The 22,815-nt window shown below is 67.4% G+C and carries 21 protein-coding genes and 4 pseudogenes; 11 read left to right on the top strand and 14 right to left on the bottom strand.

Going from position 1 to position 22,815, the window contains the following annotated elements; all coding sequences use genetic code 11:
- Positions 1 to 101: 101 nt before the first annotated feature.
- Together ACZ4WS_RS45235 and ACZ4WS_RS45230 are read left to right on the top strand one after the other, a co-directional pair.
- Positions 102 to 2,204, top strand: a complete 2,103-nt coding sequence (locus ACZ4WS_RS45235; protein WP_467989667.1) for a hypothetical protein — start codon at positions 102 to 104, stop codon at positions 2,202 to 2,204.
- On the top strand, positions 2,201 to 2,701 hold the full coding sequence (locus ACZ4WS_RS45230) for a hypothetical protein (RefSeq protein WP_467989665.1): 501 nt from the start codon (positions 2,201 to 2,203) through the stop codon (positions 2,699 to 2,701). The genes ACZ4WS_RS45235 and ACZ4WS_RS45230 overlap by 4 nt, the downstream gene beginning before the upstream one ends.
- 225 nt (positions 2,702 to 2,926) lie before the next feature.
- Here ACZ4WS_RS45230 and ACZ4WS_RS45225 read toward each other — a convergent pair whose 3' ends face one another.
- Positions 2,927 to 3,823 carry a hypothetical protein gene (locus tag ACZ4WS_RS45225; RefSeq protein ID WP_467989663.1) on the bottom strand — a complete coding sequence of 299 codons (897 nt, stop codon included), beginning with the start codon at positions 3,821 to 3,823 and terminating at the stop codon, positions 2,927 to 2,929.
- Entirely contained in the window at positions 3,824 to 4,171 is a 348-nt protein-coding gene (locus ACZ4WS_RS45220; protein ID WP_467989661.1) for a hypothetical protein, read from the bottom strand. It lies immediately after the preceding gene.
- Between the two features lie 101 nt (positions 4,172 to 4,272).
- Between ACZ4WS_RS45220 and ACZ4WS_RS45215 the strand changes: the two genes are divergently transcribed.
- Both ACZ4WS_RS45215 and ACZ4WS_RS45210 read left to right on the top strand, forming a co-directional pair.
- Positions 4,273 to 7,557: a CHAT domain-containing protein gene (locus ACZ4WS_RS45215; protein ID WP_467989659.1), complete on the top strand. Its 3,285-nt coding sequence runs from the start codon at positions 4,273 to 4,275 to the stop codon at positions 7,555 to 7,557.
- Positions 7,558 to 7,566: 9 nt separating this feature from the next.
- Positions 7,567 to 9,102, top strand: a complete 1,536-nt coding sequence (locus tag ACZ4WS_RS45210; RefSeq protein ID WP_467989658.1) for a hypothetical protein — start codon at positions 7,567 to 7,569, stop codon at positions 9,100 to 9,102.
- Between the two features lie 87 nt (positions 9,103 to 9,189).
- Here the strand turns inward: ACZ4WS_RS45210 and ACZ4WS_RS45205 are convergent, their stop codons facing one another.
- Entirely contained in the window at positions 9,190 to 9,435 is a 246-nt protein-coding gene (locus ACZ4WS_RS45205; protein WP_467989656.1) for a hypothetical protein, read from the bottom strand.
- Between the two features lie 24 nt (positions 9,436 to 9,459).
- A complete protein-coding gene (locus ACZ4WS_RS45200) occupies positions 9,460 to 10,530 on the bottom strand; it encodes a helix-turn-helix transcriptional regulator (protein ID WP_467989654.1) in 1,071 nt (356 codons plus the stop codon).
- Between the two features lie 371 nt (positions 10,531 to 10,901).
- Between ACZ4WS_RS45200 and ACZ4WS_RS45195 the strand changes: the two genes are divergently transcribed.
- A complete protein-coding gene (locus ACZ4WS_RS45195; protein WP_467989652.1) occupies positions 10,902 to 11,804 on the top strand; it encodes a TauD/TfdA family dioxygenase in 903 nt (300 codons plus the stop codon).
- A gap of 139 nt (positions 11,805 to 11,943) precedes the next feature.
- Here the strand turns inward: ACZ4WS_RS45195 and ACZ4WS_RS45190 are convergent, their stop codons facing one another.
- The 3 genes from ACZ4WS_RS45190 to ACZ4WS_RS45180 form a co-directional block, all read right to left on the bottom strand.
- On the bottom strand, positions 11,944 to 12,717 hold the full coding sequence (locus ACZ4WS_RS45190) for a glycosyltransferase family 2 protein (RefSeq protein ID WP_467989651.1): 774 nt from the start codon (positions 12,715 to 12,717) through the stop codon (positions 11,944 to 11,946).
- A gap of 141 nt (positions 12,718 to 12,858) precedes the next feature.
- Positions 12,859 to 13,020 carry a hypothetical protein gene (locus tag ACZ4WS_RS45185; RefSeq protein ID WP_467989649.1) on the bottom strand — a complete coding sequence of 54 codons (162 nt, stop codon included), beginning with the start codon at positions 13,018 to 13,020 and terminating at the stop codon, positions 12,859 to 12,861.
- Positions 13,021 to 13,050: 30 nt separating this feature from the next.
- Positions 13,051 to 13,173: a helix-turn-helix domain-containing protein gene (locus tag ACZ4WS_RS45180; protein ID WP_467989648.1), complete on the bottom strand. Its 123-nt coding sequence runs from the start codon at positions 13,171 to 13,173 to the stop codon at positions 13,051 to 13,053.
- A 262-nt stretch (positions 13,174 to 13,435) separates the two neighbouring features.
- Here ACZ4WS_RS45180 and ACZ4WS_RS45175 point away from each other — a divergent pair, with 262 nt between their 5' ends.
- A complete protein-coding gene (locus ACZ4WS_RS45175) occupies positions 13,436 to 13,819 on the top strand; it encodes a hypothetical protein (RefSeq protein WP_467989646.1) in 384 nt (127 codons plus the stop codon).
- A gap of 5 nt (positions 13,820 to 13,824) precedes the next feature.
- Positions 13,825 to 15,642, top strand: coding sequence for a caspase family protein (locus ACZ4WS_RS45170; protein WP_467989644.1), 1,818 nt, complete (start codon positions 13,825 to 13,827; stop codon positions 15,640 to 15,642).
- 244 nt (positions 15,643 to 15,886) lie between these two features.
- Here ACZ4WS_RS45170 and ACZ4WS_RS45165 read toward each other — a convergent pair whose 3' ends face one another.
- The 4 genes and pseudogenes from ACZ4WS_RS45165 to ACZ4WS_RS45150 form a co-directional block, all read right to left on the bottom strand.
- On the bottom strand, positions 15,887 to 16,114 hold the full coding sequence (locus ACZ4WS_RS45165) for an IS3 family transposase (protein WP_467989642.1): 228 nt from the start codon (positions 16,112 to 16,114) through the stop codon (positions 15,887 to 15,889).
- A 1-nt stretch (position 16,115) separates the two neighbouring features.
- Entirely contained in the window at positions 16,116 to 17,759 is a 1,644-nt protein-coding gene (locus ACZ4WS_RS45160) for an IS4 family transposase (RefSeq protein WP_467989640.1), read from the bottom strand.
- A 112-nt stretch (positions 17,760 to 17,871) separates the two neighbouring features.
- A pseudogene (locus ACZ4WS_RS45155) lies at positions 17,872 to 18,366 on the bottom strand (IS3 family transposase); the annotation flags it as partial.
- 44 nt (positions 18,367 to 18,410) lie between these two features.
- Positions 18,411 to 18,506: pseudogene (locus ACZ4WS_RS45150) on the bottom strand (IS5 family transposase); the annotation flags it as partial.
- A gap of 363 nt (positions 18,507 to 18,869) precedes the next feature.
- Between ACZ4WS_RS45150 and ACZ4WS_RS45145 the strand changes: the two are divergent.
- The gene (locus ACZ4WS_RS45145; RefSeq protein WP_467989638.1) at positions 18,870 to 19,448 is read left to right on the top strand and encodes a GNAT family N-acetyltransferase; all 579 of its coding nucleotides are present in this window, start codon (positions 18,870 to 18,872) and stop codon (positions 19,446 to 19,448) included.
- 165 nt (positions 19,449 to 19,613) lie between these two features.
- Here ACZ4WS_RS45145 and ACZ4WS_RS45140 read toward each other — a convergent pair whose 3' ends face one another.
- The 3 genes and pseudogenes from ACZ4WS_RS45140 to ACZ4WS_RS45130 form a co-directional block, all read right to left on the bottom strand.
- Entirely contained in the window at positions 19,614 to 19,739 is a 126-nt protein-coding gene (locus ACZ4WS_RS45140; protein WP_467989636.1) for a hypothetical protein, read from the bottom strand.
- Between the two features lie 212 nt (positions 19,740 to 19,951).
- Positions 19,952 to 20,617, bottom strand: a pseudogene (locus ACZ4WS_RS45135) (ISL3 family transposase); the annotation flags it as partial.
- A 30-nt stretch (positions 20,618 to 20,647) separates the two neighbouring features.
- Positions 20,648 to 21,091 carry a hypothetical protein gene (locus ACZ4WS_RS45130; RefSeq protein ID WP_467989634.1) on the bottom strand — a complete coding sequence of 148 codons (444 nt, stop codon included), beginning with the start codon at positions 21,089 to 21,091 and terminating at the stop codon, positions 20,648 to 20,650.
- Positions 21,092 to 21,277: 186 nt separating this feature from the next.
- On the opposite strand from ACZ4WS_RS45130, the gene ACZ4WS_RS45125 reads away from it, so the two are divergent.
- The 3 genes and pseudogenes from ACZ4WS_RS45125 to ACZ4WS_RS45115 all read left to right on the top strand — a co-directional run.
- On the top strand, positions 21,278 to 21,547 hold the full coding sequence (locus tag ACZ4WS_RS45125) for a hypothetical protein (RefSeq protein WP_467989632.1): 270 nt from the start codon (positions 21,278 to 21,280) through the stop codon (positions 21,545 to 21,547).
- Positions 21,525 to 21,797 carry a hypothetical protein gene (locus ACZ4WS_RS45120; RefSeq protein WP_467989630.1) on the top strand — a complete coding sequence of 91 codons (273 nt, stop codon included), beginning with the start codon at positions 21,525 to 21,527 and terminating at the stop codon, positions 21,795 to 21,797. Before ACZ4WS_RS45125 ends, ACZ4WS_RS45120 begins: the two co-directional genes overlap by 23 nt.
- A gap of 68 nt (positions 21,798 to 21,865) precedes the next feature.
- Positions 21,866 to 22,694 (top strand): annotated as a pseudogene (locus ACZ4WS_RS45115) (ISKra4 family transposase); the annotation flags it as partial.
- Positions 22,695 to 22,815 lie beyond the last annotated feature (121 nt).

Genomic DNA, 22,815 nt, shown 5'->3' with positions numbered 1-22,815 from the left:
AGCTCCGAGCGCGCCCGGCGGCACTCGTCTCGGACGACGCCTACGTCCTTCCGAAACACCTCACCAGAGCTGGCCCCGGCCGCGGACCGCGCGTCGGCGACATGACCTGGGACATGCGCCCCTTCGTCCCACGCACCGCGCGCGGGAACGCTCTGTGCCACTTCGCCACGTTCGCCGACCCCATCGGCATGCGCACGGCCAAGGAGTACATGTACTCGCGCTTCCGCAGGGGCATTCCGTCCAGCTACATGAGTGCCTCGACCGTAAAGCCCATGAAGATCACGTGGGCTGCGCAGGAACTCGCCCACGTGCGAACCATCCTGGACGACCTACGCGTCCTGGGGATCGACCGGCTCCACGATGTCACCCGTGAACACCTGGTGATTCTTCTGGACCAGTGGAAGACAGGCTCCGTCTCCACCACCGCATCGCTCGTCACCACCATCAAGCAGCTCGCTGCGCACAGCCCCTTCCTCCACTACGACGAGCTGAAGATCCACCCCTGGCCTGGCCGCACCTCCGCGTCTGTCGCAGGGAAGCCGCCGCGCTCGGACGAGAACAGCACGGACCGCATACCCGAGCACATCATGGCGCCGTTCCTGCGCGCGGCCATCTTCTACATCACCACCGCCAGCCGCGACATTCGTGCGGCACAAGCAGAGGTCGAGGCCCTGCGGCAGGCTGCGAGCCGGAAGCCCTACGCCACGCCGGGAGCAAAGGAGGCCGCCTTCTCTGCATTTGCCGCCCGCCGCCGGGCCGCTGGCCGCGGCATCCCGTCTCTCCCCCTGGAATCCGCGCAGACCAAACCGGAAGCGCCCCTGGTGAACGGCGTGATCCAGGCACCCAACATCACCCTGATCGAGCTGATGACCGGGGGCTACGCCCGGATCAACCAGCTCATTGAACAAGCCGCGGTTGAACTCGGTTTCGAGGCCGGCGGCCTCGACGCGCCGGTATCGGTCTGGCCCGAGTCCGGTCGACCGTGGCGGCCTCGGTTTGATCCCACGAGCGTCAACCGGGAGATCGACCATCTGCGGACCGCCTGCTGGATCGTGATTGCCTACCTGTCAGGTCTTCGCGACGACGAGGTTCGCCTCTTGAGCCGCGAGTGCGCCTTCACCGAGACCGGAGACGACGGCCGGATCCGGTACAAGATCCGCGGCCGGGTCTACAAGGGCCGCAAGCTGAGCGGGGAGGAGGCCGAGTGGGTCGTCCTCGACGTTGTCCACCAGGCCGTCGAGGTGCTCCTGCAGCTCCACGATGACCCGGACCACCTCTTCGGCTACTGGCGCACGGAGAACACCGGTTATCAGCTGTTCGGCTCCGTCCCTCACCGGCTGAGGCGGTTCCGCGATCACGTCAACGAGCTCTTCAGTACGAGCGAGAGCCTGTTCATCCCCAACGACATCAGCGCCTACGAAGCCGCCGAAGATCCTGACGACGCAGGTCGCGAGACCGGGGAGTCCGTTCCAACGGACACCGACGGCGGTGACGCTGATGACGCCGACGCCGCAGGAGTCCCGTGGGCCTTCGACACCCGGCAATTCCGCCGGTCGCTGGCCTGGCATATCGCCCATCAGCCGTTCGGCGTGGTTGCCGGCGCGCGTCAGTACCAACATGCCCGAACGGTCATGTTCGAAGGATATGCGGGGACTTCAGAGTCCGGCTTCGCCGAGGAGGTCGCGGCGAACGAAGCGGTGGCGCGCATGGACTACCTCGAAGACATCTACCGGGACTGGAACGACGGTGGCGCGTCGATCGGAGGGGCCGCCGAGCGTATCTCCGCCGAATTCGAGCGTATCCGCCGCGAACTGGGCGACCTGCCGGGCGTCGTTACCTCTCCCGCCCGGCTCCGCACCATGCTGGAGCACCTGACCAAGACCCTGCATCCCGGCGTCCTCAACGACTGCTTCTACCAGGCGTCGACGGCGGTCTGCCGCAAGCGGGCCAAGGCGGCAGGGCGGCCCTTGCCGCTGCACAACATGTGCCTGGCCTGCCCCAACGCCCGGCGATCCACGATCCATGTCCCCCGGCTACGGACAGCACGGGACCAGGCTCTGTCCGCCCTGGACATGCGGAAGAAGGACCGTGAGGCGCTACCCCGGCTTCAGGTCATCGCCCTGACTGACTACACCGCGGAACTCGACGACCTGCTCGCAGGTCTGCAGGCAGAACAGCCCGAGGAAGGCCGGCACACCGCGTGAACGAGGAAACGGACCTGAGGATCCGGCAGACCTTCGACCGTCTGCGCCACGGCGGTCGCCCGCTGGCGGACATTGACCGGGCGCTGATGGACGCCTTCGAACGGCTGATGCACGGCTTGTCCGAGACCACCGACGGCAAGATCACGATCGTCAATGTGTGCACCGAGGCCGGGGTCTCCCGCGCTTCCTACTACCGCTCGCCGGTGGCGCAGGCGGTGAAGGAGATTCTGGAGGCGCCGCAGACCCGGCGTCCGGAACCGGAGGAACTGCGGGCGGAGGTATCCCAGCTGAAGAGGGCCGAGCACGAGCTTCGCCGAGAACACGCTTCCGAGGTCCGCGAGCTGAAGGACACTCTGGCCGCCTACGCCAACCAGATCCAGGTCCTGACCTTGCGCAACGCCGAACTGGAGGCGCACAGCGCCCGTCTCGTCGAACGGCTGCGGCGCTCCGGGGAGAACGTCGCTGTGCTGTCGGCCCCGAGCCGTCCCTCGCCCTGAGCGGACGCATCACCTGCCTGTTAGCACCGTGCTCGCCAGTGTGACTAATGTGTTGCGCGAAGGGCATAAGCGCTCACCACAGGAATACCCCTGAGCGAGATGAGCGGGCCTTTGCCGAGGCAGAGCACACGGTCCGGGCGAGTGCGTATGTGAACCTCAACGCGCGGGCTGGACGAGACGGCCACTGCGCGAGCCGCGCGAACCCGACGACGACTGGGGTGAGGGCTAGCGACCCTTGCGGATGATGTCGGTGATGGTCTGGCCCTCGTCCGGGGTCAGAGGACCGGAGGTGCTTTCGTCCGCGACGCCGAGGGCGATAGCCAGAGTGCGGCCGTACAGGTCCAGCGTCGCTTCGGTCAGATCGGTCAGCGTGGCGATCCCGCGGCGGGCGCGGGCCCAGCCCACCGCTGCGATCCCAACTCCGATCGCCGCGGCTGGCCACCACACCACGCCCAGTGCCAGATAGGGGACCGACCACGTCGCCGTGAACATCGCGGTGGCGAATGCGCTCTGCGCGATCGAAATCTCGGTGCGCACGGTGTCGTCCAACACGAGCCATAGCCGCGGCCAGCCGAACGCGAGATCCAGCCCGTACCGATTGACCGTGATCTCGGCCAGCGCGTGAACGCGATCGCCCATCCAGGTCGGCCGCCCCGGCTCGGCCATCGCGATCGCATTGATCCGGCCGGCAATCCGGTCTATCCGCTGCTGTTCTTCCGTACCTCGCTCCAGTACCGGACGTGCCCTTTCTAAATCCGTGCGCTGCCGAACCAGCTCGTGCCACCGATTCCGGCGCCGGGAGGCCAGCATTCGGCCGAGACCGACCGGCCACTGCCCAAGGCACAACGCCCGAACCGGCACGACCAGCGCCTGAACGATCACCCCGACCACAGCCGACGCCAGTGCCACCCCGATCAGCGCCAGCACCTGCACGGTGACTGGCCGATGAGCGAGGTCGGAGGCAGTTGATGCGGAGGCGAGCCGCTGAAGGTCCAGCGCATGGGTCTGGCCGAGTCGCGACCCAATCCATGCGGCGGTAAGGAACAAGACGCCGGGCAGGGCCAGCAACGACAGCCACCGGCTCGCCAGCTGCTTGGCCAACTCCCCAAAGAAGACGCTCACTCAGCTGCTCCGGCGCGTCATGTACCGCCCGGTCAACCAGCAGCGCGGCAGCGCACCGGCCGGCACGGTCGTCGCCGCACGGTCACACAGGTCCTCCGGGCAACCGAACCGCTCCTCGCTCGCTCGCCCCGGCCCGACACCCGGAAGTGGCGAGTGCTGCCGGGTGTTCTCATCGGGGTCGATCGACAGCTCGCTCAGCAAGCCTCGAATCGGCCGACCGGCTCGTGCTTCCGTCTCGATGTCGGCCAGCAGCTGTCGCACGGCGGCGGGGAACCGTGCCATCTCCCGGCGCAACTCGGGGAGTTGGTCGCACAGGTGTGCCAATACTGCTCGTTCGTCGTCGTGCACCCGCCGACCTCCCGACTCGCCTGCTTCCGGATTGCGACACTACTTATCACGCGGTCGCCGTATCGTGGGCGGGTCCCGGCGATCACCCCGGAAGGGCGTGCATGAAAGCAGAGGATCCGAACATAACCCCTCACGCGTACTCGCGGGCCGACGTCAAGGCGCGGATTCTGGCGGCTGCGGATCTCGTGCGCGACGGATCAGCCACGAGCGACCCGAACACGATCACCGCTGGCATGGAGGCATTCACCCGCATCCTCGTGGCATTGCCCATGCGCGACTGGGATCGGACCCGATGCCTCGCGGGCCTTGGCTGGAGCTATTCCGAACGGTTCGATCTCACCGGGAGGCCGTCGGATCTGGACGCCGCCATCGAGCAGTACGAACAAGCCCTGGCACTCGCGCCGGACGATGATCCGATTCGCATCATGTCCATGATCGACCTCAGTCAGCTGCGCTGGGCGCGCTTCGAGAACACCAAGGACACGGCCGACCTGCGCGCCACCATCGCCCATGGCGAGTTAGCCGGCGCCCATGTACCCACCGATCCGCGTTTTGCGCACCTGATGTCCTTAATGGCCAGGGCGTACCGAAAGCTGTTCGAGCGTAGCTTCGAAGTGGCCCACATCGACGCCGCCGTCGACCGCGCCGAACAGGCGGCCGCCGCCGTTGCCGCCGACGATCCGCGCCGATCGGACTACCTGGCAGTGCTCTCGCACGCATACTTGGTGCGGTATGACCGCACCGCGGTGCTGGGCGATCTGCGAGGCGGGATTGCTAGTGCCGAAGATGCACTGGCCGGTGCCCCCGACCGTGCACAGCGCGCCCAATACCTGGGCGATCTCTCCAACGCATACCTCCGGCTGTTCAACCACGAGAAGGCGCTGGCGGATCTGGCGACAGCGATTGAATACGGCGAACAGGCCCTGGCGATCGACGAATCCGACCCCCTCACGCTGTCGACTCTCGGTGGGGCATACGAAAAGCGATTCGCGTACACCGACATGCCCGATGACCTGCGGGTAGCCATCGAGTACTGCGAACGCGCGATCACCGCAGCAGCTGACGATCCTGACCGACGCACAAACTACGTGCACAACCTCGGCATTGCGTACCAGACGCGGTATCGGCGTTTCGGAGATGTCGCCGACCTCGGCACCGGCATCGAGCAGTGCACGCTTGCGGTGGCGAGCACTGCGCACGACGATCCCGAACTGCCCTTGCGGCTTTCCAGTCTTGCCAACAGCTACCTGCTCCGTTTCGATCGCGCCGGTGATTCGGCTGACGTCCAAGCCGCCATCGAGTACGGCACGCAGGCGGTGGCCGCTACTCCACAAGACCATCCGGACCGGGCACTTCGCCTGTTCAACCTCGGATTGGCGTACCGGGCTCGGTATGACCACGGATGGGGAAGCGACCGGAGCAGGCGGAGCGGCGACCTTCGAACCAGCGTAGATCTGGGTGAGCAGGCCGTGGCTGCCACGCGCGATCAGGACCCTGCCCTCGCGGGCCGCCTGTCTGTTCTGGGATCCGGCTACCGTGAGCTGTTCGAGTGCACCTTGGACCCGGAGCAGATCGACATCGACCGGGCAGTTGAGCACGGGAGACGGGCGCTGGCGATCGCGTCCGAGGACGACCCGAAACGGAACCTGTACCTGTCGGCCCTCGGGACGAGCTACTGCGCCCGCTTCGAGCAGTACGACGAGCCGACCGACCTGTCGGCCGCCATCGACTGTTGCGAGCGGGCCGTGGCGGCAACGACGGCCGATCACCCCGCCCGGGTGGGGTATCTCAACAATCTCGCCCACGTATACGACGTGCGGTACACCTCCGACTCTGAGCCCCCTGATCCCGATGCGGTCGCACGGTTGGTCGAATATACGGCCGACCTCAGCGCGGCACCGCCCCTGGACCAGGTGAGAACCGCGCATGCGGTGGCGACCGTGCTGATGCATGCGGGCGAAACCCACGCGGCGGCTCGTCTGTTCCGCACGGCGGTGCTCGCGCTGCGGAGTGTCATGCCTCGCGATCTGAGCCGGGTGGACCAGGAACGGCGGGGGAGCGGGCATGCGGGATTGATCAGCGAGGCCATTGCAGCGCAGCTCGAAGTGGCGGACGCCGGCGGCGCACTGGAGGTCGCCGAACTGGGCCGAGGCATCCTGCTGTCGGCCGACCTGGACACCCGCACCGACCTGACCGAGCTGACTTCTGCTGCGCCCGAGCTGGCCGCCGCGTTCCACGAACTCCGCGCCCAACTCAATGCGCCGGACGTCACCCAACGCCGTGAGGCGGCTGCCCGATGGGACCACCTGCTGGACCGCATCCGACAGCAGGACGGATTCGGCGACTTCCTGGCAGCCCCTCGGCTGCCCGACCTCCAGCAGGCCGCAGCAGACGGCGCAGTCGTGATCGTCAACATCGCTCGGTGGCGAAGTGACGCGATTTTGGTGCGAGCCAACGGCATCAGCTCAATCGGACTGGGGCTACGGTCACGTGATCTCGACCGCCACCTCAGGAGGCTCGCCGACGCCGACCCGGACACGTTCGCAGGATCCTTGGCCAGACGCGGAGTGGTGGCCGACATTCTCGCCTGGCTGTGGGAGGAGGTGGCCGCGCCGGTATTGGACGCGCTGGGACACACCGCGACACCGAATGACTCCTGGCCCCGGCTGTGGTGGGTGCCGACCGGAGCACTGAGCCAACTTCCGCTGCACGCGGCTGGATTGGCCGACGGCCCAGCGGTGGCCGACCGCGTCATCTCCTCGTACGTGCCTACCATCCGTGCCTTGCGCCACAGCCGCCAACGGCCCACGCCGCCTTCTCGCCACCAGCTGACCGTCGCCGTGGGAGACACACTGCCCCACACCGCCGCCGAGGCCCTCGACGCGCGCATCTGCCCACCCGGCACGTCGCTGCTCAGCGACGATGAGGCCACCGTGGCGAATGTGCTGGCGGCCCTGCCGGACGCGACCTGGGCCCACTTCGCCTGCCACGCCACCGACGAGCCCACTGAGCCGTCCGCCAGTGGCCTGGTGTTGCACGATGCAACATTGCCGGTGTCCTGGATCAGCGGCCTGCACCTGGCCTCAGCGGAACTGGCCTACCTGTCGGCCTGTTCGACCGCCTGGGGCGCCCCGTACCACCCCGACGAGGCCATCCACCTCGCATCCGCGTTCCAGCTGGCTGGCTACCGCCACGTCATCGGCACGCTCTGGCCGGTCGTGGACTCGACCGCCGCCACCGTGGCCCACCGCTTCTACCGGCTCCTTCCAGACTCCCCGTCGGCCGACGCCGCCCCGGTCGCCCTGCACCGCCTCACCCGAGAACTGCGTGCCGAACGTCCAGACCGCCCCGACCTGTGGGCGCCGTTCATCCACAGCGGCTCCTGAGAGAGAACGATGACACCCTGGACCAGCAAACTCATTGACAATGCACGGGCATTGGCGCTGAAGGGCCACCATCCTGCCGCGCTGGACTGCCTGCTGACCGCACTCAGCGTCTACCCGGACTCACCGGATCTCCACCGAACGGCAGCAGAGCTGATCTACCTTGGCATGCGCAACGGCCAGCAGGAACAACTGACGCCCGACCTCCTTGCCGACCGTCGGCTGGACTCCGTGTTCTGTTCATGCGAGGCATCGGAATGCAGCGGGTCATGGATCAGCGCCGGGCAGTTCATGACCGAGACGACGGTGACGGTGGCCAACCCGCGCGGCGGCCGGTGTAGCGGGTGCGGTGGCTATTTCTGCCGCAAGCACTATGTCGAGGGCGTGCACTGCCCGCGTTGCGATTACCCGTTGGATGGTGCTCCACAGGTCCCCAACGGGCGTCGGCCCATCCAAACAATCCGACTCAACCAGCCGCTCGTCCACGTCATCGTAATGCGGGAGGGCCGCGGTCGGTTCGGCCCGGACTACTTGGACGACCTGTTGCGCGCCATGGCGCCGGACGCCTTCGAAGAGCGAAAGACGAAACTCGCCACTTTTCCCGCGCGCCGGTGGCCGGACAACGGCAAGGACTTGGTGTTGGCTTCAATCGCTGAGGACTACCCCGAGTACCTGACGGACGGATACGACATCCATATCCAGGACGGGCGTGACCCAAAAGGTATCCGTTGGCTGATGGCGAAAGTATTCGCCAAGACTCCAAAAATCGTTGACCCAGACGCCAGCGCGGCCCGACTGGCCGACCTCACCGCCGACACCACCCTGAGCCAACGATCCCGGGTGGAGGCGGCCAAGGCTCTGGCCAGGGCGGACAGGGAGGCCGGTGCAGCCCGACTGGCCGCCCTCGTGCGAATCCTGGGTGGAGCTTCCAAGGTGGAGGCGGCCAAGGCTCTGGCGGAGGTGCACAGGGGGGAGGCCGCTGCAGCCCGACTGGCCGACCTCGCCGCCGACATCACCCTGAGCGGCTTGCCCCGGTTGGAGGCGGCCAAGGCTCTGGCGGAGGTGGACAGGGAGGCCGCTGCAGCCCGACTGGCCGACCTCGCCGCCGACACCATCCTGAGCGGCTTACTCCGCTTGGAGGCGGCCAAGGCTCTGGCCGGGGTGGACAGGGAGGCCGCTGCAGCCCGACTGGCCGACCTCGTGGTCTTGCGCGGAGGTTCTCCCGTGCCCGTGGGCAGCAGGCGTTTCCGCATCGGCGCCCCCGTGGGCGACGGTTTCCGGTTGGAGGCGGCCAAGGCTCTGGCCGGGGTGGACAGGGAGGCCGGTGCAGCCCGACTGGCCGACCTCGCCGCCGACACCACCGTGGTCTACGGATCCCGGTTGGAGGCGGCCAAGGCTCTGGCCGGGGTGGACAGGGAGGCCGGTGCAGCCCGACTGGCCGCCCTCGCCGCCGACACCACCCTGGACAACGACTCCCGCCTGGAGGCGGCGCGGACTCTGCGGAGGCTGAACATACGGTCCTACGAGTCCGAGGCCGGACCAGCATGACCAAGGGGGTGCCGGGCTCGGCCCGCCCCCTCGATATATCGTTCAGCGCCCACTGCCAACGTCCGCCTCTTTCTCATCGCTGAAGGGCTAGAGAAGCTCCAGAGCCAGCGTGCTGTCGAGCTTCTCGATGCCCCGCCCCGCGACGATCGTTTGGATGAGTATTGCCAGTTCGTCTACGCCCAGCTGTGCCGATTGACCCGCTAAACACCGGAACAGTTCATTGATGAAACGTAACGCCGCACCCGTTATCACGTCCTCCTCCTCGGTGATGCTGTCCTGCTTGGCTGGCGGGCGGAAGGCGTTGGTGCCGCCATCCTTGTCGTCCCATGACATCTGCGCTACGCCCGCGGTGCTCCGTCATGCGACCAGGCAGCAGTGCGGTGTTGAGACACTTCCGGGTTGAGACAGGTTGACAGACCGCATAACGGCCTTGCTCATCCACCGGCACCAGGACGGCGCCGGGTCCCGCGTATCCGTCAGCAGCGTCGCCTCGGCCGCCCTCAGATCCTGGTGGCATGCGCCGGCGTTTCCCATCGCCGCGTGTGCGCGGGCCCGGCGCAGATGGAGCGCGGACCGCGCCATGGGATGCCGGGTGTGGATGAGGGCCTGGCTCAGCGGCTCGACGGCCGACTCCGGCTTCCCGAGCCAGATCGCCTGATACGCGAAGTCCGACAAGACCCCCGCCCCTTGATCCCGGTCCCGGGCGGTGTGTGCATTGGACAGAGCCGCGTTCCACAGTTTCCCGGCGGCGTAGTGCTGGCCCTGGTCGAACCGGTACCAGCCGCACGTACTCGCCAGCGACGATGCCAGCAGATGCAGCCGGTGTCCCGTCGGTTCGCTGAAGCGGCCGCCCTCCAGCAGGTCGGTGACCGTGTCCAGGTGCGCTTCGGCCAGCTCGATCATGTACTGGCGCTTCTCCGTCGGCAGTGCCGATAGCTTCGTGCCGGTCTCCTCCAGCCAGCTCGTCAACTCCTCATCAACATGAGTGCCGTCGGCGGCAGCTGTGAGGCGGTCGGGTTCCAGCGCGGCCCACTGCGAGGCGAGCCCCGCCAGGGCGAGCGCACTGTAGGTCAGGAAGGTTCGGCGTTCGCGGTCCATCACGGCTCTCTGTGCATCTCGAAGGGCGTGGACGGTATACGCCGACCCGAGCGGCGCCGGCTCCTCGCGGCCGGGCAGCCAGTGAGGCCACGGATAGCGCTCAAGGTCGGAGACCGGCACGTCGAACGCGTCAGCGATGAGGAGCTGCGATTCGGCATCGGGTTTCTTCCGGCCGTGCTCCCACCGGCTGACGGCAGCCTTGTCCGCGCCGCACCGCAGCCCCTCCGGGCGCATCCGCGCGGCCCTGTGCATCCGGGCCACCAGTTCACTTTGAGACCAGCCGCGCAGGAACCGCGCGTACGTGAGGGGATGCCGGATCGGTTCGTCCACGGAATCAACCCCATCATCGACAGCTACCCCGAGGGTAGCGAGTGCGCGCCTGGGACAACCCCGGGACAACATCCAACGCCTGTTCCGCGAAAGGCAGTTGGGCTGTACTCGTTCATCCCCGGAAGCGTTCGACACACACCCGGACACCTCCCGCACACAAAGCGACGCGCCGTCGCGCTCCCGCGCGCCCAGTGCGCCCACCCAAGAAGGGACTTCTTTCCTGCCCGCCGCCCACGATCCCGGTGGCCGCGGCCTGTTACTGGTCGACGCCTTGGTGAGGGAAGTCCGCGGTAGAGCCGAGGTCCTCCCCGGACGACAGCAGCAGCACCCGAACGACACCCCGAGAGCCCCAAGAGAGAAGGAAGCTCCGCGTGTTCATCGACATCCCGAGCGAACTCGAAGCCGCTCTGATCGACCGTGCTCTCCCGCCCCGGGAACTGGACGGTTCGTTCCTGGCACAGTCCACCACGGAGGAGTACCGGACCGAGCTGACGGCCACCCCGCGGTTCGAGGAAACCGCCGCGACCCTGCGCCACGCGCTGACCGGGGAGGGCGGCGGATACGCCGTGCTGCGCCTGGGGAACCTCGCCAAGGCGCTGGGGACCGACGAGGACCGGTGCCTGCGGCTGGTGACGGGCTTCGCGGCCGAGGTGGCGGTCCCCTTCTCGCCCTTCACGCGGTGGCCCCTCTGGAAGGACATCGGGGTCAAGGTCGACAAGGACCCCGGCAAGTCCAGCGGCATCGGGTACAACGCGTTCCACATGGACCTGGTGAACGGGACCCTGCCCCCGGACTACACCACGCTCCTGTGCGTTCGCCCCGCCCCGCTCGGCGGCGGCCCCAGCATCCTCTCCGACGCCCACGCTGCGGTGGCGCGGCTGTCGGAGGACAGTCGCGCCCTGCTGGCCGAGTCGGCCTACCACTACGGGACCTTTTTCGAACTGTTCGGCGTGGGCGAGGAGTACAAGCCGTTTCCGATCTTGGACGGCTCCGACCCGGGCGAGGGGTTCGTCCGGTTCACCGCCAAGATGCTGGAGAGGTCCCAGCTCGGCCAGGCGCACGCCGACGCCGCCAGGGAGCTCGCCGAGGAGCTCGTCCGGGGTCAGGTCTCCTTCATGCTCCAGCCCGGGGACTACCTCATCGTGAACCAGCGCCGCTTCCTGCACGGTCGGGAAGCGCTCCACAGCGGTCAGGAGACCGTCCCGGTCGCCGACCGACGGCTGCTCCTCCAGTTGTTCCTGCGCGCGCCGGCCGGCGCCGCCTCGGTCGCGTAGCCGGCCGACGGCACCGGTGACCCACCGAGTCCCGCCCCCGGGTCCAGCCCCCGAGCACCCGGCACGGCCACGGGGCGGGGCCCTGTCGGGCACCCCCGGAAACGGTCGCGCACCGGGCTCCCCGGGCCCGTGCACGGAGCTAGATGCGCGAGTTGCGCAGCGACTGCCACACAGCGCCGGCCAGCGCCCGCGTCGCCCGCGGGACCGACAGATGCTCGTGCTCGCGGTACAGGGCCCAGTTGTATTGCACGAGCGACAGCTTGTTGGAGGACAGCGATCCCGGCTGGTGGGCCCTGTACACCGCAAGCGGCTCAGCCAGGCCCCGGGCGTCAGCGCCGTCCCGCATGATCGACAGCCAGAGGGCGTAGTCCTGGCGCTTACGCATCTCCGGCATCAGCCTCGCGCCCAGGACATTGCGGTCATACATGGCGGTGAGAGCACCGATGTGGTCTTGGACCAGCATCGCGCGGTAGTCGACGTGTTCCCGCGCTCGGACCACCCGCCCGTTCGGGACCCAGTCGGTGCTCTCGCCGTCGTAGTCGGCGTCCATCTTGAAGTACGAGGTGAACGTCAAAGGCGCAGTGGCCTCCGCAGCGAAGGCGAGCTGCCTCTCGGTCTTCTCCGGAAGCCACATGTCGTCGCTGTCGAGAAAGGCGATGTAGTCCCCGCGGGCCCGCTCGATCGCGAGGTTGCGGGCCCGGCCCGCACCGCCCCGTTCGGGTGCCGGCTCCGGTAGGACGCGCTCGTCCTGCTCGGCGAACTCGCGGAGCAGGTCCATGGAGCCATCGGAGGACTGGTCGTCGGTGACCAGCAGCTCCAGGTCGCTGTGGGTCTGCGTGAGCACCGATCGGACGGCTGCGCCGAGGGTGGCTGCCGAGTTGTACACGGGCATCACGACAGACACCAGGGGCACAGCGCTTCTCCTTGCCAGACCGAGAACGACGGTCCATTCAAGCACCGCAATCGAGTAGGAGCTGCCATGCAGATTGAAGCGCTCCGGGTCTGATGGAGGCTCTGGACTGTCCCGAGTCGGGCGGAGTCGAGTTGCTTGGGTTCAGGCTACTGGCGGGGTGCGGAGTTCGTACTCCACCGGGCTGAGCATGCCCAGCGCGGAGTGCCTGCGCTGCCGGTGGATGGCCAGCTCGGCCGCCAGCTCGGCGATGCGCTTGCGGGCCGCCCCCAGCTCGGACTGGTCGCTGCTGGTCGTGCCGGGCAACTGACCCGTATCGATGAGATGTTGGCGACGTCAGACATAGATCGTCTGGTCGCTGATACCCAGGAGCCGGGCGACCTCGGCCACCTTCCTCCTGGATGCGACCAGATCGAGGACCTTACGGCGGAACTCGGGCGGATAGCTGTGGGGCGTCACGGCCTCCGAAGGCTGCTGGATCGTCCATTGTCCAGCAACCCGACTCCATAAGAACCGGGGCATACCAGCCTCCACCGATCCCGGAGCGCTTCACTGCTGGAGGTAGCCAGGTCGAGAGCTCGACTTGGTCGAAGGCACGGGTGGTTCGGTAAGTGACCTGTCTTGTAATGGGTATCACCGAGGGGTTGGGGTTCGGGCGTACTGTCGGGAAGATTGAGTCGGGCCTTCATTGTCGGTCCGTTGACGCGAATGGGGGAGTCGCGTGCTGGACGAGGGATGGGTGTTGCTGGTGCAGGTGGAGCTGGTGGGCGCCGGTGATCCGGAAGATGTCGATGATGCCGCGCTGTCCCTGCGGCGGGTACTGGAGGAGGTCCCCGGGGTCGCGGTGCGTGAGGTGCACACGGGCGCGGGACCCGCTGGGTCGAAGGGACTTGGCCTCGAACTTGGCGCGTTGGCAGTGACGGTACTGGGGGCGCCACGCGGGCTGCGTACGGTCGTGGACGTGGTGCGGCTGTGGGCCCAGCGGGACCGGCACCGCAAGGTCGTGGTGCGGCTCGGGGAGGACAGCGTGGAGATCGAGGGCATGTCGCCCGAGTTGACCCGCGAGCTGGCGGAGTCCTTCATCCAGCGCCGGACCACGGAGTAACGGGCATGGCCCGCTTCGCGCTCGTCTTGGGCAGCCACACTTTTACCGACTCCCGGCTGGACCGGCTGCGCTCACCGGCGCACGACGTCGGCGAGCTGTCGCGGGTGCTGGCCGATCCGGAGATCGGCCAGTTCGCCATCACCAGCGCCGACAACCCAACCGCGAAGGACCTGCGCTCCAGCGCCGAGGAATTCTTCGGCGGGAGGGACCGGGACGACGTCCTGCTGCTCTACTACACCGGGCATGGCATCAAGGAGGGCGACGAGCTCTTCCTCGCAGGATCGGACACCGACCTCGACGACCTCGCCGGCACCGCGCTGTCCGCGACTGTTCTGAAGAACGTGTTGGGTAGCTGCCGTGCCAGGCGTATCGTGCTGATCCTCGACTGCTGTTACAGCGGTGCCTTCGCGCACCGGATGGTGCCGATGGGCGAGCAGCGGGTGCATGTGCAGGAGTTTTTCGGCGGCCGCGGACTGACCCTTATCACTGCCTCCACAGCCCGTGAGTACGCCTTCGAGGCAGGCGAGGTCGCCGAAGCGGATCCGAAGCCGTCGGTCTTCACCGGCGAGCTGATCCGGGGCCTGGACAGTGGTGCCGCCGACCTCGACGGGGACGGCGAGATCACCCTTGATGAGCTGTACCAGTTCCTCTTCGACGCGGTGCAACTCGCCCAGCCCGGACAGCAGACACCGTGCCGGTGGGTCTACGGGGCCCGTGGCCGCATGGTCATCGCACTGCGCCGCCCCGGCCCGCGCCCACCGGTCGCCGCTTCGTCCGCCCCCGACCCGGTCCGCCTCCCGGCTGCCCGCCGACAGGCGGCCGCGATGGTGCCGGCCGCGGCGGCCGGGGCAGCGGCGCTGTGGGGGGCGTGGCGGTACGACCTGTTGTCGCTGGGGTTCACCGGCGGCTGCCTGCTAGCCGCAGCCGTGGCGGGAATGGCCACCTGCCTGCTCGGGGAAACCGTCCTGGAAGCCGACGGGCTGCGGATACGCGGATGGCGCAACACACGCGTCCCATGGCCATCGATCCTGGCTATCGAATGCCGGACGACGCTCTTCGGAACAATGGTCGCCGCGCACCGCGCGGACACAGCGGTCACGCGGCGCGTCGTCTTGCCCGCGCCGAAACGGCTGCGGCCCTTCCGCCCGGTCGGCTTCGACGATGACGTGGAGACCGTACGGCAGTGGACTCTGAGGCGTGGCTCGCCCGCGCCGGTTCACTACGGCCGGACCCTGTTGCCGCTGCGCAACGCCATAGCGGTGACGTTGATCGCCCTCACCCTGCTGACCGGGATCGACCACCCTTGGACCCGCGGTAACGACGTTGCCCACGTGCCGGGAGCATGCAGCACGTTGAACAAGGACACGGCGACGAGCTTGTCGATCAATCCTTTGGCCACGCCCCAAGACGCCCACGCCGATCTTAGGGGCCAGCAGAACAGCAGCGTGTGCCGCTGGCAGTACGCGGTGCTCGGTGGCATCGGCAACTTTGGAAGCGTCACTCTGCAGTACGACAGGTACCAGACCGACGCCGACGCGAACGGCTCCCGGCGTGCGCACCAGCAGGTCAGAACCGACAAGAACCGCGCCGAGCAGCAAAAGGGCTCCAAGGTCTCCCAGCCGCAGGAGCTGGCTAATGACGGCGGCTTCGCTGCCGAGACCCGTGACGGCTCAAGCTCCACTTTCACGGTCGTGGCCGCCCGCGACAACATCGTCGTCACGCTGACCTTCTCCACTGACAACGAGCAGGAGGTGCCGATGCCCGACCACGCCAAGCTGCTCGACATCGAGATCCGGGCCCTCCGCGCAGTGAAGCCGGCCTGACCAGCCCCAGTCGGCCATCTCTACTGGCTCGGGTGCACGGCAACGTCAACGCTGCCCCGGGTCGAGATCGAGCCGCCAACCGCCAGAGCCGCACCCTCGGTTCCGAAGGCAGCCCGTGCACGGCTGGATCGAAGTTGCCCAGCAGCAGCCGAGCCAGGCTCAAGCCGACTCTCGCGGACGACATGTCCACCCCGTCGTTAGCGGCAAGGAGCCGCGATGAACCGTTCCGGGTTTGATCGAGACTCTAGGTCGTGACTGTGACCTGGGGTTTCGTGGTTGCGCGGTAGTGATTGGTCTCGTATTCGACGGGTGGGATGTGCCCGATCTCACCGTGCAGTCGGCGGTGGCAGTACCAGTCGACCCACTCGGCGTTGGCCAGCTCGACCTCGGAGAGTGTCTTCCAGGGGCGGCGGGGTTTGATCAACTCGGTCTTGAACAGGCAATGCCGCGGAGTTAACGACTGCCCGGCCAAGTCAAGTTGATCTGCGTGCCTCTGTGGAGGCCAGCCATTCCGGGGCGAGTCGGTATCTTCCCTTGCTCTCCTTGATCAGCATGGACTGCTCGGCCCACCGGTTGATCTGCGTGCACAGGCTGCGGTACTTCGCGGTCGCTGTGATTCCCAGTGCTCGGCTGATCTCCACGGTGCGCCAGGCCCGATCCGGCTCGGTGCGCAGGAGCCGGAGGGTGCGCTCGCGGAAGCCGAGGGCGCTGTCGTCAGAAGTTGTTTCCTGGGAGGCCGATGGTGCGGGGCAAGCGGAACGGACGTCGACAGTGAACTGGACGATCCGCCGGCTGGTCTTCGGACGCGTCTCGGACGGTTTCGTGGAGTACTGCGACATCGGGCACTTGACCACGCGGGCACTGGTCCGGCTCCGGCGTACGGGAAGCAGGCGGGCCAGGACGGCCCCGGTAATCGCCCCCGACCCGTTGAAGGGGCCGGTGATGTTTTCCGCCGCGATCACCTGTTCGGCGGCGGTGTGGAGGGCGACGGTGAAGCTTGCCCGATCGGGATCGGTTCCGGGACGGGACTCGACGGCGTCCGTCATCGCCCGTCGCAGGCTCTGGTAGACGGTGAGGAGGGCCCATAGTTCCTGCTCCAGCCCGGCGGGGTCGGTGGAGCGCAGGACACTGCCGGCGAACAGGGTGTCCTTCAGAGCGAGGAAGGCCACTTCCGTCTCCCAGCGTTCGTGGTAGAGGCCAACCAGGCGGTCCGCAGGGTCGGTGCGGTGGTCCAGCAGGGTCGTCACCAGGCGGTATCGGTCGCTGACGCGGCGGCCATCGGAGCATGTGGCAGTGACGTCGGCTTCGATGATGCGGAAGGTCCGGTCTTGCAGGCGGGTGAGGTACGACCCGTCCGGCAACGTCGCCAGTACAGCTGGCCGACGTCGGTAGGTCGCGCGAATCAGCAGCTCAGCGCCCGTGTCGGCGACGGCGTTCAGGAACTCATCGCCGGAGAAGGCGCGATCGGCCAGCAGCAGCATGGACTCGTCCAGGAGCGAGAGCAGTCGGCGTGCGTAACCGGGCTCGCCCGTGCTCGTGGGGCCGAACACTGCGCCCAGCAGGCCACGGGTTCCTGTCTCGCACAGAGCCATCAGCCGGACATGGGGGTATCCCTCAACTCCCCGATGCCGCCGGGTCTTTCCCAGTGCCAGGCGAGTACGGGGCATGTCCGGGGTCTCGAGCGAGCTGCATCCGTCGAAGGCCACCGTACGCCAGCGCCGGTAACGCACGCCCGGCGTGGTCGGCCGGGCCAGAGGGCCGGCGATCGTCTCGAAGAGCATTTTGAACGGTGCGGGGCCCAGTCGGCGCCGCACCTCTCGTAGTGCCTTCTCCGACGGCCTCCACAGCCCCAACGCCCGTAGTCCGGCGACGAGTTTCCCCCAGACCCGCAGGTATCCCACCTCGGGAAACAGCGTCAGCGCCAGCACGAAGTACACCCCGACCCGCGAGGGAAGGCGGCGCAGCCGCCGTTGCACCGTACGGGTCTGCTCCAGCACATCATCGACGAGTTCGAAAGGAAGGTACTGCGTCAACTCGCCCAAGTGGCCTGGGGCAAAGACACCAGAAGCGACAGTGACGGCACGCGAGAACGTCGAAGTGGCACACTGGCCCGCCAACGGGACCTCCGCTCGGAATGAAGACCTTGGTCGGCGTCACTGCTGTAGCAGAGGTCCCGTGCTCATTGGATCAACTTGACTTGGCCGGGCAGTCGTTAACTCCGCGGCATTGCTTGAACAGGCCGATCGTGGACTCCATCAGGGCGTTGTCGTACGCGTCACCGACCGATCCGATCGACGCGGCGATTCCTGCCCGGTCGAGGTGCTCGGCGAGCGCGAACGAGGTGTACTGCGAACCGGCATCGGAATGATGTATCAACTCGCCAGGCTGGTAGGGGTGTTGGTCCCGGTCGCGCTGCCACAGGGCCATCTCCAGGGCGTCCAGGACGAGCCTTGTCTCCTTCGAAGTGGCCGCTGACCAGCCGACGATACGGCGGGAGAAGGTGTCCACGACGAAGGCGACGTAGACGACGCCGGCGAACGTGGCGACCTGGGTGAAGTCGGCGACCCAGCAGCGGTTCGGCGCCGGGGCGACGAAGTCGCGGTCTACGAGATCCGGGGCCCGTTCCGCGCTCGCGTCGGGGATCGTGGTGATCACCCGCTTGCCGCGGACCGCGCCGGTGATCCCGAGCTCTCGCATGAGGCGTTCGACGGTGCAGCGGGCCACGGTGTGGTCGTGCCTGGTGACAGGACGTGGATGCCACCGGTGTTGTCGGAGACGCTCGCAGCGGTGACCCAGACGGCCAGCAGCAGGCCGAGGGTGTCCACTCCGATGTGGTGCTTGCGGCCTGTGATTTTCTTGCTGGCGCGCCGCGGGCCGTGTCGGCGCCGACTGGTCAGGCTGCGTGCCGGTAAGGGCTATGACTGCGACCGTGTGCGACGGTGGCTGTGTTCGGGGAACATCGGCCCGCGCATTGCCCGCAGGGGCATGGAGCTCTCCCAGCGGCTGGGCCGTCACTTTTGGACGGTGGAGCGCATGGTGGCGTGGCTGGCCGGGTGCCGCCGCCTGTACCGCCGCTGCGAGCGCAGGGCCGGACATTTCCTGGTCTTCGGTGCCGTCGCTGCCGCTCTGCTGCCGCCGTGTTGCCGGGTAGACGGCCCACCGGTTCTTCTGTATCCCGTTGCCGGTTCTTGTGTATCCCGTTGCGGGGGGCTGTTGTGCGGACAATCATGGCTGTCGTGGAGCGGCCGAGGCGGATCATCGAGTGTGGAGACTTCGTCCTGCGGGGCTGGCGGGGGCAGAGTGACTTCGCTCGGGCATTCACGTTGATCGAGGAGTCTGTGGACCATCTGCGTCCCTGGGAGCCGTGGGTCGCCCGGCACAGCGAGGAGAGCACCCGGGACTTCCTCGCGAAGTCCGCGTCGAAGTGGGCTAGCGGTGACGTGTACAACTACGCCATCGCCAAGGGCGGCACTCTCATGGGCATGTGCCAGACCTACCGCGGGGCCGAACCTCAGGGCCGGCGCATGGGGTACTGGCTGCACCCTGCCGCCACCGGCCAGGGCATCGCCACGAGAGCGGCAGCGGCCATGGTCACCGAGATGTTTGCCCTGTCGGACGTGGAGTACCTGGAAATCGCGCACGACCTGGCCAACACCTCCAGCGCCGGCATACCGCGCCGGTTGGGCTTCACCGAAGTCCGGCGTGAACAGGTAACGCCGCCCGCAGCTCCCTCGGGCAGCGGGATCGGCGTGGTCTGGCGGCTGAACCGCCCTACGCCGCCCGTTGACGGCACTCGCTGCCCCTGACTATCTGAACCCACCGAGCTGAGCTCCTGTCCCTTCGGCACCGGATGAGAAGACCTCTTAAGGGGGACATCGGCCTGCGTGCCGCCTGTTGGGCTTGGCGGGTTGGCTTTGTTCACGAGAACCGGCTCTGGCCCACTTTCCGTGAAGAGCTGACTGAGTGTGATGTCAGTGGTGTGTGGTGGGATGGCCGGACTCTGCTGCCGTGACCTGCTGGGAGTCCGCCTTGATGCCCGTGTACTCGTCTCTGTCCCACGCCCTGGCCGAGGCTTTGGTCGATGTCCTGTGGTTCATCGAGGGCAGTGAAGACGAGCAGATGGATCCAGACGACGCGGTCGGGAGGGTGTCGCCCACCTGGTCAGCAAGCTGTCGAGCGACCAGCGGAGCGAATTGACCCATTTGCTCGGGACGATGGCCGAAGCCGAGTCTGACCCCGCTCGGCGGGAGTTCCTGGAAGGGTTCCCGGAAGGCTTCGGGCTCCTTGATGATGTGGTCTGACCTGTGCTTCACGAGTAGAGCAGGACGCGCTTGCGGAGGAGATGAAAGCCGGCCCGGCCGAACATCTGGCGTTTGAGCATCTTGATCCGGTTGACGTGGCCTTCGACGACCCCAGAGCTCCAGGGCAGGGTGAGGCCGGCGATGACTGCATCGTGGTCACGGTCGATGCCTGCGGCGAGTGTGTGGAGGCCGGGAAGGTTGTCTCGCCGGACGGTATCGAGCCACTGCGGCAGCCGTTCGCCCTGGCGCTCGGTGAGCATCTGACCGAAGGAGCGGACGTGGCCTGTGAGGGCGTTCATTTCAGGGCAGTGGACCAGGACGGCCTTGAGCCGAAGGTGCTCCGTCTCGGTGAGGGTTTCCGGCCGACGGAGGATCCATCCGGCGACGACCCGGGGTGACGGTGGCCGAGCCGTGACGGGGCCCGGCGAGAGCCGCTTCTCCCGGAAATAGGCGCGAACCCGCTGGTAGCTGCCCTGATAGCCAAGCGGCACGATCTCCTCCCACACCGTCCAGGCGTTCGTGCAGCCGTGGTTCCAGCGGTCATCCAGGTAGGGCTTGAAGGCGTCGAGTTTGGATGGCCGGCCCTGCCACTGCCCGTGGAACAGGTCCTCCGGGGTGGCTGCGTCGGCCAAGAGCTTGACGGTGCGGGAGGTCATACGGAGTTGGGTGCGGATCCTCTGAAGTGAAGGCTCCCTACTCAGAGCTCAGTTCGTTGCATCCCATTCGTCCGAAGTCATTGGCTTGGCGTCCGGGTAGTGTCGTCGGATCTCACTGAGCACCCACTCGTCTGCTGTGCGGACATCCCAGCTTGAACTGTCGAACTCCCTCAGGGTCAGTATGAGCTCGCTGCCCGCATACCCTTCGAAGTCCCCGTCGATCGCCTGCAGGTAGGGCGCGTCCATGGCCAACAGCTCAAGCGTGGGGATTCCGTCGCCAGCTGAAGCCCTGACCAGCTCAGCAAAGCTCGGGTGTGGGTGATCGTCGAAGACCCGGGCTCGCCAGGTGAGCGCGAGCCCGTAACTCCCCAGCCGGACCAGCAGCTCCGCCAGGGTGACGTAGTGCCGTTCGGTAGCGTGCCCCACATGCGGAGCACCGTCCCGCCAAGCCGCAAAGGAGAGCATCTGCATCGTGGACGGCGTTTCGGCCATAGGCTCAGCACCCTGCTTCGATCTCGGGGAGTCACTGATTGCAGCTTGCCCATTGTCTTGGTTACCCCATCCGAACGATCGATCGGGTGTAGTTGCCCTCTGGGCGGGTCGAGCTGGGAAGACGCTCATCTGCAATGTCGGGGGCGGCGGCTTGCTTCTACCGTGGTGGAGTGGAGGTGGGGCGCCATGGTGTCTTTGCCGCAGGAACTGAAGGCGAGAGAGGTCGCAGCTCGGCAGAGGGTTGAGGAACTCCAGGCCGAGGCGGCGGAGTTGGCCCTCCGGCTGGAGAAGGCCCGGGAGGATCTGTCGCGACTGGAGATCACGCGGGAGACCGTCGCGCAGGTGCTGGCGGAGCTGTCGGCCGCGGAGACCGATGCTGAGCCGGACACTCCGGAGGCGAGCGAGACATCGGCGCCTCATGGCGTTGGGGGTGATGATGGTGCCGCCGTGGCGTGAGGGCCTGGTCGTGGCGGTGTTGCCGGATGTGTACCGGGACATCGGGGAGGTCATCTCTGATGCGCCGGGACCGGTGCAGGCCAAGCAGATCGTGCCGTGGATCGGTCTGCCGACGACAACCGGGAAGATCGAGGGGACCCGGGGAAAACTGAAGCGACTGGTAGAGCGGGGCTGGCTGGACGAGGACGCGCCGGGACAGTTCACCCTCGCCCGACAAGGTCCGGGACGCGACCGGACCAACTCCCAGTGACCAAGGGGCTCTTCTTCTGGATTCGTAGGTGCCAACCAGAACGAATCACTCCCGAAGAAGAGCCCTCGATGGAACCGTACGACGCCTTACCCGAGCCTGATCCGTACGCCGCCTCCCGTGATGCCTTCGAACGCCTCAGCCTCATCTCGACGCTGGCCGACGGCCCGGCGGGAAACATGTCTCACGACGAACTGGAAGTGCAGCTCGAACAGTTGGGACGCGAACTGCTGCGGCAGCTGATGCAGAACCACCTCGATCAGCGAGCGAGGAAGGAGGAGGCCACGCTGCGAACGGACGGAGGGCGGCCGTTGGTACTCGGTCCGGAAGGACAGCCTCGACCCTGGCGGGAGCGGGGCCACCGTCGCCTGCTGACCTGCGTGTTCGGGCCGGTCCGCGTGACCCGGATCGCCTATCGCAACCGGGGTGTTGCCAACGTGCATCCGGCGGACGAAGCGTTGTCGCTGCCCGCCGGCCGCCACTCACGAGGACTGGCCCGGCTCGCGGTCCTGGAAGCCGTCAGAGGCTCGTTCGACCAGGCCACCGCTGCGATCGAGCGACGGTGCGGGAAGGTGCTGGGCAAGCGCCGCCTCAAAGAACTGGTAGTCGCCTCCGCGGTCGATATTGCCGCCTACTACACGGCGAAGATTCCTACCCCGTGCACCCGTGAGATGCCGCTGATCATCCAGGTCGACGGCAAGGGCGTGGTGATGCGCCCCGAGGCCCTGCGCGAGGCCACCCGCCGGGCCGCGGCCAAGAGTGCGGCGGCCGGGCGACGTGGCCGCCTGGCCCCGGGCGAGAAGCCCAACCGCAAGCGCATGGCGACGGTGGCCTGCGTCTTCGACGTTGTTCCGGCCCCGCGTCGGCCGCACGACATCGTCCACCCGCCCGGGGGGGGGAGGGAAGGGGGGGCGGGGGGGGAAGGGGCGAAAGAGGGGAGGGGGGGGGGGGCGGGCTCTGTGGGTCTTTCTCCAGAGAAGAACACCGACCAAGCCCTTGCCCCAGCCTAACCCCGCGACCC

Source organism: Streptomyces sp. NPDC029292, assembly GCF_055569295.1.
Note: the sequence above shows the minus strand (reverse complement) of the source record. Positions and strands in the feature narration are given on the sequence as shown.